Origin of the sequence: Streptomyces sp. NPDC049813 (genome assembly GCF_044465085.1) — a bacterium.
Lineage (GTDB): Bacteria > Actinomycetota > Actinomycetes > Streptomycetales > Streptomycetaceae > Streptomyces.
In genome coordinates this window covers 116126-128293 of the sequence record NZ_JBITLI010000010.1, presented here as the reverse complement: position 1 = coordinate 128293, position 12168 = coordinate 116126, and the positions used below count along the sequence as shown (strand labels likewise).

8 protein-coding genes are annotated in these 12168 nt (G+C 74.9%); 5 read left to right on the top strand and 3 right to left on the bottom strand.

Annotated elements, in window-relative coordinates:
- Positions 1–2 precede the first annotated feature (2 nt).
- From ACIBW6_RS21235 to ACIBW6_RS21225, 3 genes are all read left to right on the top strand, one after another.
- A complete protein-coding gene (locus ACIBW6_RS21235) occupies positions 3–1415 on the top strand; it encodes a family 2B encapsulin nanocompartment shell protein (protein WP_399061777.1) in 1413 nt (470 codons plus the stop codon).
- 513 nt (positions 1416–1928) lie between these two features.
- Positions 1929–3167, top strand: coding sequence for a family 2 encapsulin nanocompartment cargo protein terpene cyclase (locus tag ACIBW6_RS21230; protein ID WP_399062098.1), 1239 nt, complete (start codon positions 1929–1931; stop codon positions 3165–3167).
- 32 nt (positions 3168–3199) lie between these two features.
- A complete protein-coding gene (locus ACIBW6_RS21225) occupies positions 3200–4087 on the top strand; it encodes a geranyl diphosphate 2-C-methyltransferase (RefSeq protein WP_399061775.1) in 888 nt (295 codons plus the stop codon).
- A gap of 336 nt (positions 4088–4423) precedes the next feature.
- Here the strand turns inward: ACIBW6_RS21225 and ACIBW6_RS21220 are convergent, their stop codons facing one another.
- From ACIBW6_RS21220 to ACIBW6_RS21210, 3 genes are all read right to left on the bottom strand, one after another.
- Complete coding sequence (locus ACIBW6_RS21220; RefSeq protein WP_399061773.1) at positions 4424–5899, bottom strand: MFS transporter; 1476 nt, start codon at positions 5897–5899, stop codon at positions 4424–4426.
- 142 nt (positions 5900–6041) lie between these two features.
- Positions 6042–6413, bottom strand: coding sequence for a hypothetical protein (locus ACIBW6_RS21215; protein WP_399061771.1), 372 nt, complete (start codon positions 6411–6413; stop codon positions 6042–6044).
- Positions 6414–6471: 58 nt separating this feature from the next.
- Complete coding sequence (locus tag ACIBW6_RS21210; RefSeq protein ID WP_399061769.1) at positions 6472–6858, bottom strand: hypothetical protein; 387 nt, start codon at positions 6856–6858, stop codon at positions 6472–6474.
- Between the two features lie 203 nt (positions 6859–7061).
- Between ACIBW6_RS21210 and ACIBW6_RS21205 the strand changes: the two genes are divergently transcribed.
- Both ACIBW6_RS21205 and ACIBW6_RS21200 read left to right on the top strand, forming a co-directional pair.
- Positions 7062–9899, top strand: coding sequence for a hypothetical protein (locus ACIBW6_RS21205; RefSeq protein ID WP_399061767.1), 2838 nt, complete (start codon positions 7062–7064; stop codon positions 9897–9899).
- Positions 9900–10028: 129 nt separating this feature from the next.
- Positions 10029–12161, top strand: coding sequence for an ATP-binding protein (locus ACIBW6_RS21200; protein WP_399061765.1), 2133 nt, complete (start codon positions 10029–10031; stop codon positions 12159–12161).
- The last annotated feature ends 7 nt before the right edge of the window (positions 12162–12168 follow it).

Genomic DNA, 12168 nt, shown 5'->3' with positions numbered 1-12168 from the left:
CGATGACCGTTGACGCGAGCCCGGAGGCCCGCACGGAGCCGCCCCGGCAGTCCAGCCTGGGCACGGCGGCCGCCCGCAATCTCTCGACCACGACCAAGTCCGCGCCGCAGATGCAGGAGATCACCTCCCGCTGGCTGCTGCGGATGCTCCCCTGGGTGGAGACGACCGGCGGCACCTACCGGGTGAACCGCCGCCTGACGTACACCGTCGGCGACGGACGCGTGGAGTTCCTCCAGGAAGGCTCCGACGTCCGGGTCGTCCCCCGCGAGCTGGGCGAACTCGCCCTGTTGCGCGGCTTCGACGACGTCGACGTGCTGACCGCCCTCGCCGGGCGGTGCGAGCAGCGCGAGTTCCGGGCCGGCGAGACCCTGGTCGAGCGCGGCGCCCCGGCGGAGCGGCTGTACCTGATCGCGCACGGCCGGATCAACCAGCTGACCGCCGGCGAGTACGGGGACGACGTCGCCCTGGACGTCCTCGCCGACGGCGACCGGTTCGGGGACGAGGCGCTGCTCGACGAGGACGCCCGCTGGGAGCAGACCGCGGTCGCCGAGACGCCGGGCACCCTGCTCACCCTCTCCCGCGCCGACTTCGCGGCCGTGCTCGCCTCGGCGCCCCGACTGCGCGAGCACATCGAGGAGTTCAAGTCCCGTGCGGGCCGCCGGCAGAACCACCGCGGCGAGGCGGAGATCGCCATGTCGGCCGGCCACCAGGGCGAGCACGAGCTGCCCGGCGCCTTCGTCGACTACGAGTCGAACCCGCGCCAGTACGAGCTCTCGGTCGCCCAGACGATCCTGCGGGTCCACACCCGGGTCGCGGACCTCTACAACAATCCGATGAACCAGACCAAGGAGCAACTGCGGCTCACCATCGAGGCGTTGCGCGAACGCCAGGAGGACGAGCTCGTCAACAACCGGGAGTTCGGCCTCCTCCACAACGCCGACTTCGCGCAGCGCATCCAGACGCGCTCCGGTCCGCCGACCCCGGACGACCTGGACAACCTGCTCAGCCGGCGGCGCGGGACGAAGTTCTACCTCGCCCACCCCCGGACCATCGCGGCGATCGGGCGGGAGTTCAACGCGCGCGGGCTCTACCCCGACCACGTCGACGTCGGCGGCCAGCAGGTCCCGGCCTGGCGCGGGGTGCCGATCCTGCCCTGCAACAAGATCCCCATCACCAAGGAGCGGACCAGCTCCATCCTCGCGATGCGTACCGGCGAGGAGAACCAGGGCGTCATCGGGCTGCGCCAGACCGGCCTTCCGGAGGAGTACGAGCCCGGCCTGTCGGTCCGGTTCATGGGCGTCGACGAGAAGGCGATCACCTCCTACCTCGTGAGCACGTACTACTCCGCCGCGATCCTCGTGCCGGACGCGGTCGGGGTCCTGGAGAACGTGCAGATCAGCCACTGGCCCCGGTAGCGGGTCCGGACTCGTACGGCGCCGCGCGTGCCCCGGCCTGCCGGGCCCGCGCGGGCCCGTCCGAGTCCTACCGGCCGCCGATGCCGTCCCGGCCCGTCCCTTCCAGGAGCCCCCAAGGAGACATGGATGCCCCCGCCTGAGCCGTCACCTCCTCAGTCGAGCCTGCCCACGGCGCTCGCGCACTTCGGGGCGCACGTGCTGGCCGAGGCCGCGGCCCGCGCCCGCGACATCGGCGCCGCCACCGGTGGTCCGTCCACCGCGCCCGGTGCGGGGTCCGCGGCGCCCGGTGCGGGGTCCGCGGCGCCCGAGCCACCCGCACCCTCGCCCGCCGCATCCCCCACGCTCTCGGCAGCACCGGCAGCACCGGCCAGTGTGCCCACGGTCCCGGGTGTTGCCGCAGCTCCGGTCACCCCGCCGGCCGCTTCGGACGGTGTCCCCGCCACCCCGGTCCGCGCCGCCGCGCCTGCGGTCAGCACCCCGGCAGCGCCCTCCTCACCGGGCTCGCCGGGCTCGCTGGAATCGCCCCCGGCCGGCGCCCCCGCGGGAGGCGTACCGGCCGCCCCGACCGCACCCGCCCCACCCCCCGTCTCCGCCGCACCGCCGCCCGTCGCCACGCCCGCGGTGGACGTCCCGCCCGCTCCCGCGGGCGATCTGGAGCGGCTGCTGCGCGGGCCCAGCGGCATCGGCACGGCCGGCCTGCGCCTGGTCCCGCGCGTGGAGCCGCCCGCGCCGGCGGCCCCCGCGACGGTCCCGGCGGCGGAGTCCGCCCCCCAGGGACGGCCGATCCCTGGCCTCTACCACCACGCCGTGCCCGATCCCGACCCGGTGCGCGTCGAGGAGGTCGGCCGCCGCATCAAGGCGTGGGCGATGGAGGAGGTCAGCCTCTACCCGGACGACTGGGAGGAGGAGTTCGACGGCTTCTCGGTGGGCAGCTACATGGTCGGCTGCCACCCCGACGCCCCCACGGTCGACCACGTCATGATCGCGACCCGGCTGATGGTGGCCGAGAACGCGGTGGACGACTGCTACTGCGAGGACCACGGCGGCTCGCCCGTCGGCCTCGGCGAGCGGCTCCTGCTGGCGCACACCGCCCTCGACCCCCTCCACACGACGCCGGAGTACCAGACGGACTGGGAGAAGTCGCTGTACGCGGACGCGCCCCGGCGTGCGTACCGGTCCGCGATGGAGTACTTCGTCCGGGCGAGCAGCCCGTCCCAGGCCGACCGGTACCGGCACGACATGGCCCGGCTGCACCTGGGCTACCTCGCCGAGGCGGCCTGGGCCCAGCTGGACGAGGTCCCGGAGGTCTGGGAGTACCTGGCCATGCGGCAGTTCAACAACTTCCGCCCCTGCCCCACCATCACGGACACCGTCGGCGGCTACGAACTCCCCGCGGACCTGCACGCCCGCCCGGCCATGCAGAAGGTCATCGCGCTGGCCGGGAACGCGACGACCATCGTCAACGACCTGTACTCGTACACCAAGGAACTCGACGCGCCCGGCACCCACCTGAACCTGCCGGTCGTGCTCGCGGCCCGCGAGGACCTCTCCGACCGGGACGCCTACCTCAAGGCGGTCGAGGTCCACAACGACCTCATGCACGCCTTCGAGGCCGAGGCCGCGGCGCTGGCCGCCGACTGTCCGCTGCCCGACGTCCAGCGCTTCCTGCGCGGCGTCGCCGCGTGGGTCGACGGCAACCACCACTGGCACCAGAACAACACCTACCGCTACCGCCTGCCCGATTTCTGGTAAAGACCCGGCTTCCGGGAAAGATTGGAATCTCTGTGACCAGCACCGAACTCACCGCCCCCGCCCGTGACCTGCCGCTGTTCGTGCCGAACCCGGCGACGCCCTACCAGGGCGACATCGCCCGGTACTGGGACGGCGAGGCGCGGCCCGTGAACCTGCGGCTCGGCGATGTCGACGGTCTCTACCACCACCACTACGGCATCGGCGAGGTCGACCGCTCCGCGCTCGGCGGCGCCGACGACGCCGAGCGCGAGCAGCGGCTCATCGCCGAGCTGCACCGGCTGGAGTCCGCCCAGGCCGACCTGCTCCTGCACCACCTCGGCGACATCGGGCGGGACGACACCCTGGTGGACGCCGGCTGCGGCCGGGGCGGCTCGATGGTGATGGCGCACCAGCGCTTCGGGTGCTCGGTGGAGGGAGTCACCCTCTCGGCCAAGCAGGCCGACTTCGCCAACGGCCGCGCGGCCGAACTGGGCATCCAGGACCACGTGCGCGCCCGCGTCTGCAACATGCTGGACACGCCCTTCGAGACCGGCGCGGCCGCGGCGTCGTGGAACAACGAGTCGAGCATGTACGTCGACCTGCACGACCTCTTCGCGGAGCACTCCCGGGTGCTCTCCGTCGGCGGCCGGTACGTGACCATCACCGGCTGCTGGAACCCGCGGTACGGCCAGCCCTCGAAGTGGGTCTCGCAGATCAACGCGCACTTCGAGTGCAACATCCACTCGCGCCGGGAGTACCTGCGCGCCATGGCCGACAACCGTCTCGTGCCGCAGGCCGTCATCGACCTCACCCCCGACACGCTGCCCTACTGGGAGCTGCGGGCGACCTCGTCGCTGGTCACGGGGATCGAAGAGGCGTTCATCAACTCCTACCGGGACGGCTCCTTCCAGTACGTCCTGATCGCGGCGGACCGCGTCTGACCGCCGGCTGACCGCGGCGGGGGGGGGGGGGGGGGGGGGGCGGCCCCCCCCCCCCCCCCCCCCCCCCCCCCCCGCCCCCCCGCCCCCGGCGCCGGGGCGGGCGGCGCGGGGGGGGGGGGGGGGGGGGGGGGGGGCGGCGCCCCCCCCCCCCGCCCCCGGGGCCGCCCCCGGGGGGGGGGGCGCGGGGGGGCCCCCGGGGGGGGCGGCGGGCGCGGGGGCGGGGGCGGGGGGGGCCCCCCCCCCCCCCCCCCCCCCCCCCCCGCGACCGTGTTCACGGTGCCGCTGCCGCTGTGACGGGAGCCGGTGCCGTGGTGGGTCCTTGGGGTCCTACGAGCGTCAGCCCGCCCCCGGCGACCGCGAGCTGTCCGTCCCCACGGCTGACCGCGGCCCCTCGTCCTGGATCTGACGGTGTGGAGGGTTCTGAAGGCTCTGCCGGTTTTGGTGGCTCTGGCGGGGCGTCGGGAGACCGGTGGCGTCGGCCGCGAGGCCGTCCGGCGGCGTGGCGCCGTGGGGCACGGCGGCGGTCGCGGGCGACAGCAGCGCGGCCACGAGCATGAGCAGCAGGACCAGCACCATCGCGCCCCGCAGACCGTGGTGTTCGCCGACGAAGCCGAGCACCGGGGGCCCGGCCAGCAGCGCGACGTAGCCGATCCGGGAGGTGAGGGCGACGCGCCCGGTGGTGTCCGGGCCCGATTCGCCCGCCGCGGAGAGGGCCAGCGGGAAGCCGAGGGACGTGCCGAGCCCCCAGAGCAGCACGGCGCAGCCGGCCGCGAGCGGGGAGTCGACGAAGCAGACCAGGGCGATCCCCGCGGCGGTCAGCAGCGCGCCGCCGCCGAGGACGACGGGCCGGCCGAGCCGGGCGACGACGGGCCCGCCCGCGAACCTTCCGGCCGCCATCGCCGCGGCGAAACCCGCGTACACCAGCGAGCCGAGGCCCGCGGGCATGCCGTGCCCGTCGACCATCAGCAGCGGCAGCCAGTCGGTGGCGGCGCCCTCGGCGAGCGTCATGCCGAGGACCACACCGCCGATCAGGAGCAACCGCGGGTCGAGGTACAGCCTGCGTTCGGCGGTGGCCAGGGGCGCGACCGAGGGGGCGGCTGCCCGGGCAGCTGGACCACCCGCCGCGGCCGTGGCCCCTTCCTCGAAGCCGGTGCCGGTGCTCGTGCCGGTGCCGTCGGACGGGGCGCGGCGGCCGATCCCGGGGCGCAGTCCCGGCACCGCGACGGCGAGCAGCACCGCCACGAGGAGCAGCACCGCCGCGAGGTGCCAGGGCACGGGGAAGTCCAAGGTGGCGCCCGCCACCCCGAGAGCCGCGCCGATGACGGTGCCGAGGCTGTAGCAGCCGTGCAGGGCGGGCAGCACGGGACGGCCGAGCTGCCGCTCCACCTCGACGCCCGCCACGTTGCTGGCGACCTCGGACAGGCCCACCCCGGCGCCGATGAGCAGCAGCCCGAAGGCGACCGCCGGCGGCGAGGACGCCGTCGTGCCGAGGGCCGCCCCGCCCGTGCCGGCCAGGACGAGGGCCATGCCGGTGACGATGACGGGACGGGTCGAGAAGCGGGCGACCAGGGCGGCGGCCACCAGGATGCCGAGCATCGAGCCGATCGACATGCCGAAGAGCACCAGGCCCATCTCGGCGGTGGACGCGCCGAGCCCGTCCCGGACGTCCGGGGTACGGGTCACCCAGGAGGCGAGCGCCAGGCCGGGGATCGCGAAGCAGAGCCGCAGCGCGGTGCGGTGACGGCGGATCAGCGGGTCCAGCGGGGCGGCGCCCCGGCGGGCGCTGGCCGTGGAGGCGGGGACAGCGGGCATACCGACGTACCCTAACCACCCGCACGAGCCCCCTGAACTGCGCGGGGGCCACCGGCACCGGCCGTGCCGGTGCCGCTCCCGGCCTGTGCGCCGGCGGGACCGGGGCCGCGTGCCGCCCCTCGTACGGCACGCGGCCGCGGTGTCAGCAGACCGGCAGCGGGTTCGTCTCACTGCTGATCGAGGTGTCCTTCATGTAGCCCCAGGCGCCGTTGTCGGCCTTGGTCCACACCCAGCGGTGCGGGTGCGGGCCGCCGACGTAGGGGCCGTCGTCACGGCGGCAGCGGAACCAGCTCGGATTGCTGTTCATACGGCCGACGACGACGTCCGGGTGCGGGTAGCCGTTGCTCTCGGCGCCTTCGTGGACGGCGGCGCCGCGGACGTTGTTGCACCACCACTCGCCGCCCTGGTACCAGCAGGGAGAGGCGGCGGACGCGGTCGGTGCGGCGACGACCGTGAGACCGGCGGCGAGGGCCGCGGCCGCGGTCGTGGTGACGATGTTCCTGACGAAGTGCATGGTGGGAGATCTCCTCGACGGGTGCCGGGGCGGACAGGGATACACGGCGGTCATCGCGTCACCAGCAGGCGGGCAGCGTGTTGGTCTCGCTGGCGATGGCCGTGTCCTTCATCCAGCCGTACGCGCCGTTGTCCGCCTTCGTCCACACCCAGCGGTAAGGGTGCGGTCCCCCGACGTACTCGTCGGGGTTCCCGCCGTCGTAACGGCAGTCGAACCAGCTGGGGTTGGAGTACATGTGCCCGACGACCCGGCTGGAGTCGGGGTAGAACCGGGCGAGGTCCTTGTAGCCGTAGACGGCGGCTCCGGAGACGTTGTTGCACCACCAGTGCGCGCCGCTGCGCCAGCAGCCCGCGGCGGCCGACGCGGGCGGCGCGGTGGCGGCGCCGAGGCCGACGGTGAGCGTGGCAGCGCCGAGCAGCAGAGCCAGGTTGTTCTTCAGACGCACGACGGATGTCCCTTCTGCGGGCGGCGGTCGGTCCGCCTCTCCAGCAGATCTAGCAGGTGGACGTTGTTCGCTCTCCGTCGCTGGTAGTGAACAAACAGATCCTGAACAATGGGATCAAGGGGGGTGGGACGGTGCCGCGCAGAGAGACGCCGCTTACTGAGGGCGACAGCCCGTTGCTTCGACTGGCGGCGGAGCTACGGAAGTTGCGCCACGGCGCGGGCTCCCCCTCGTACCGCGCCCTGTCGGAGCGTGCGCACTACTCCGTGGCCACGCTGTCGGGCGCCGCGGCGGGACGCAGGCTGCCGACGCTCGACGTGACGCTGGCGTACGTGCGCGCCTGCGGGGGCGACGCCGAGGCGTGGGAGCGGCGCTGGTATCAGGTGGCGGCGGAGCTCGCCGCCGGGACCACGACGGAGGCGCGCGGTGCCGGGCCGCCGCCGGACCGGCCTCCCTACGCGGGGCTCGTCGCCTACGAGGCCGAGGACGGCGACTGGTTCTTCGGGCGCGAACGGCTCGTCGAGGATGTCGCCCGGCGCGTCGCGCAGCGCCGGCTCATCGCCCTGTTCGGGGCGTCGGGGGCGGGCAAGACCTCGCTGCTGCGCGCCGGGCTCGCTCCGTCGCTGCGGGCGGGCGGCCACCGGGTGATCACCTTCTGTCCGGGGCCGCGTCCGCTGGAGGAGCTCGCGGTCCGGCTGGCCGCTCCCGCGGGCACCCCGCCGGGTCCGCTGCTGCGGGAGTTCGCGACGGACCCGCGCTCCGTCCACCTCACGCTCCGGCAGCTGGCGGCCGCCGGCACGCCCGGCCGGGGCCAGGGCCCCGCGCCCGAGACGGTCCTGGTGGTGGACCAGTTCGAGGAGGTCTTCACGCACTGCCGCGACGATCAGGAGCGGTCGCGGTTCCTCTCCGCTCTCCTCACCGTGGCCCGCGCTCCCCGGAGCGGCGGCCGGGTCGTCCTGGGCGTCCGCGCCGACTTCTATCCGCACTGCGCGGTCCACGCCGAACTGGTGGAGGCGTTGCGGGACGGCCAGGTCACGGTGGGGCCGATGACCGTCGACGAGCTGCACAGCGTGATCACCCGCCCGGCCGCCCGGGCGGGATGCCGTGTGGAGGGCCCGCTGCTCGCCCACCTGATCGCGCAGGCCCAGGGCCGGGCCGCCGTCCTGCCGTTGCTGTCGCACGCCCTGCTGGAGACCTGGCACCGCAGGCGCGGCAACGTCCTGACGCTGGACGGGTTCCGTGCCGCGGGAGGCATCGAGGGGGCGCTGGCGCAGACCGCCGAGTCCTGTTACGCGTCGCTCGCACCGGACCGGCAGGACGTCGCCCGGCATCTGTTCCAGCGGCTCACGACCCTGGGCGACGGCACCGAGGACACGCGACGCCGCATCACGCGCGCCGAACTCGACACGGACGGTGCCACCGCCGACGTCCTCGAACAGGCGGTGCGGGCCCGGCTGATCGTCCTCGACGGGGACGGCGTCGAGATCACCCACGAGGCGCTGCTGCGCGGCTGGCCGCGGCTGCGCCACTGGCTGAGCGACAACCGCGACCTGCTGCGGACGGCCCGGCGGCTCACCGAGGCGGCCGAGGTCTGGGAGTCCCTCGGCCGGGACCCGGGCGCGCTGTACCGGAGGGCGCGGCTGGCCCTGGCGCGTCAGCTGGACGACGCCGGCACCCACCGGCTCACCGCGGGCGAGCGCGCGTTCCTGGACGCGAGCGTGGCCGCCGAGAGCGCCGAGGCGTCCGTCGCCCGCCGCAGGACCGGTCGGCTGCGGCTGCTGGCCTGCCTGTTGGCCCTGCTGCTCCTGCTCGCCACCGGCACGACCTACTACGCGCTGCGCGCCGGCAGGCAGGTGACCGAACAGCGCAACGCGGCGGTCGCGATCACCGCGTCGGACCGCGCGAGCGCGCTGGAGCACAAGGATCCCGCGCTCGCCCGTCAAGTGGCGCTCGCCGCCCATGAACTGGCGCCCCAGCGGCACACCCGGGACAACCTGCTCAGCACCCTCATGCAGGCGTGGCGGGCGCACGGCTCCGAGGTGGTCTCCCTGGCGGTCGTGCCGGGCGGCCGGATCCTGGTCACCGGCGGCGGTGACCGGACGGCCCGGCTCTGGGACCTCGGTGGTCCCCGGCCGCGGCCGCTCAGCACCCTGCGGGGTGCGCACGGCACCGTCTGGGCGCTGGCGGCCGGCCCCGGCGGACGCGTCCTGGCCACCGCGGACGCCGCCGGGGAGCTCCGCACGTGGAGCCTGGCCGACACGGCGGCCCCGAAGGCACTGGCCGTCTTCGGCCCCCGAGACGGGGCGGTCCGTGCCCTGGCCTACAGCCCCGACGGCCGTACCCTCGCGAGCGCGGGCGCCGACCGCGCCACCCGCCTGTGGGACGTCGGCGACCCCGCACGGCCGCGGCAGCTCGCCCGCCTGACCGGCCACACGGCGACCGTCCGCGGGGTCGCCTTCGACCGCACGGCCCGGCTCCTCGCCACGGTCGGCGACGACCGGCGGCTCCAGCTGTGGGACGTACGGGACCCGCGCCACCCGCGCAGGTACGGGCAGTGGTACGCGCACGCCATCACCGGCCTGGCGGCGGCCTTCAGCCCCGACGCCGACCTCCTGGCGACGTCGGGCGGCGGCGACGAGTCCGTTCGCCTGTGGTCGGTCGCGGACCCGGCCCGCCCGCGGGAGCTGGCTGTCCTGCGCGGCCACAGCGACGTGGTGGGCGGGCTCGCCTTCAGCCCCGACGGCCGCACCCTCGCCACCGGCGGCGACGACCGGACCGTACGGCTGTGGGACGTGTCGCGCCCGGCCGGGCCCGCCCTGCGGGCGGAACTCACCGGGTACACCACCGCCGTCAGCGCCACGGCGTTCGCGACGGACGGCCGGACGCTGTTCACCGGCGTCTACGACGGCATGGTCCGGGCCCTGCCCCTGGACTTCCCCGGCGTGATCGGCCGGGCCTGCGCCGGGGCCCGGCCGGCTCTCACCGCACTCCAGTGGCACCGCTACCTCCCCGGCGTCCCCTACCACCCGCCGTGCGCGGAATGAGAGGTGACGGATCGAGCGATAACTCCTCCCCGACGGGCGCCGAGTTGATAGCACTGACAGTGACTGACGGGGACTGACGGGGACTGACGGGGACTGACAGAGACACGGTCTCGGGGTGGGAGTGGAACGATGGCGGCGGACGAGCAGCGGGAGTGGCGGGCGGGCGAGGTGCCCCGGGCCCACGGTGGCCTGGTCGGCCGACGCACCGAGCTGGACCAGGTAACGCGGGCGTTGCGGCCGCACGGTGTGGTGACGCTCGTGGGGGTCGGCGGCGTCGGCAAGACGCGGCTGGCGCAGGGCGTCGCGGCCCGCCTGCGGCCGGAGCTCGCGGACGGCGTGTGGTGGGTCTCGCTGTCGGGGCTGCGCGAAGGGGAGTTGCTGCCGCACACCATCGCGGAGTCGCTGCCGATGGCGCACCAGACGGCCGTGCCCGTGATGGACGCCCTGGCGCACTACCTCGCCGGGCGGCGGCTGCTGCTCGTCCTCGACACGTGCGAACATCTCACGCGCGAACTGCGGCCCGTGGTGGAGCGGTTGACCGCGGCCGCTCCCGGGCTGCGGATCCTCGCCACGAGCCGGCGGGCGCTGGGGGTGGCGGCGGAGGAGGTGCTGACGGTCGATCCGCTGCCCGTGCCGGGCCCGGACGCGGAGCAGGCGGCGGGGCCGGAGTCCGACGCCATGGTGCTGCTGGCCGAGCGGGCCGCCGCCGCGGTGCCGGGGTTCACCGTCACCGATGCCGTCCGGGCCGACCTGGAGCGGTTGTGCCGGCAACTGGAGGGCCTGCCGCTGGCGATCGAGCTGGCCGCGGCCCGGCTGCGGGAGCTCTCCCCCGCCGAACTCGCCGACCGGCTCGCCGACCGGGTGACCGACCGGTTCTCGGTGCTCGGCGAGAGCGATCCCGCCGCCGCCGGACCGGCCGACCCCGTCTGGCACCACGCGCTGCGCACCACGATCGGCTGGAGCCACCAGCTGTGCACCCCGGCCGAACGGCTGCTGTGGGCGCGGCTGTCGGTCTTCGTGGGCAGCTTCGACACGGAAGGCGCCCTGCAGGTCTGCGCCGACGACCGCCTCGACCGTGCGGACATCCCCGGCCTGCTGGCCGGGCTCGCCGAGAAGTCGATCATCACGTGGGAGCCGACGGCGGCCGGTGAGCGGTACCGGATGCTGGACACGATCCGCGAGTTCGGCGAGGTCTGGCTGCGGAGCCTGGGCGAGGGCCGGGAGTTCCGCCGCCGCCACCGCACCTGGTACCTGCGCCTGGCCCGCGAGGGTGACACGGCCTGGATGGGCCCCGACCAGTACCTCTGGTACGAGCGGATGCACGCCGAGTTCGACAATCTCCGGCTCGCGCTCGACTCCTGCCTGGGCTCCGCGGACACCCGAATAGGCCTCGGGATGGCCGGGGACCTGTGGTTCCTCTGGTACGCGTGCGGGCTCGCCCGGGAGGGCCGGCACTATTTGGAGCGGGCCCTCGCGGCGTTCCCGGGGCCCAGCCCGCTGCGGCTGAAGGCGCTCTACGCGTACGGCCTGGTCCTGACCGAGCTGGGCGATCTGCCCGCGCTGGAGGAGTGCGAGGTGCAGAGCACCGCTCTGGCGGCCCGGTTCGGCGAGGCCGAGGACAGCCTGGCGAAGTCCGTGACCGCGGTGACGGCGGCGCTGCGCGGTGACGCGGTTACCGTCCTCAAACTCACGGACGAGCTGCATGCCCGGCACAGCCGCTCGCCCGAGGCGATGCTCAGCGTGCCCGGCCTCGGCTCGCTCTCCGTCGGCAGCCACGCCCGCATCGCCCTGGGGATGGCCGAGGAGGCCCTGGTGGGGCTGGACGAGATGCGGCGTACGTGCGACGCGTCCGGGGAGAGCTGGATGCGTGCCTGGGGCGACTCCATCCGCGCCCAGGCCGAGCTGGCCCTCGGCCGCATCCAGGACGCGGAGCACTCCGCGCGGGCGTCGCTGACGGTCAAGCACCGGATGCACGACAGCTTCGGCTCCGGCATGTGCCTGGAGGCGATCGCGCAGTGCGCCATCGCCGACGGCCAGGCGGAGCGGGCGGCCCGGCTGCTGGGCCTGGCGCACCAACTGTGGGACGCGCTCGGCCGCCCTCAGGTCGGCATCCCCACGTGGGTGGCGGCCCATGAGGACTGCGTCAGCCGCACCCGCGAGGCGCTCGGCATACCGGCGTACGACCGCGCGTTCGACGCCGGTTACCGCACCGACCTCGACGCGGGCATCGCGGAGGCGCTGGACGGGGCCGCGGCGACGTGATGCGGGC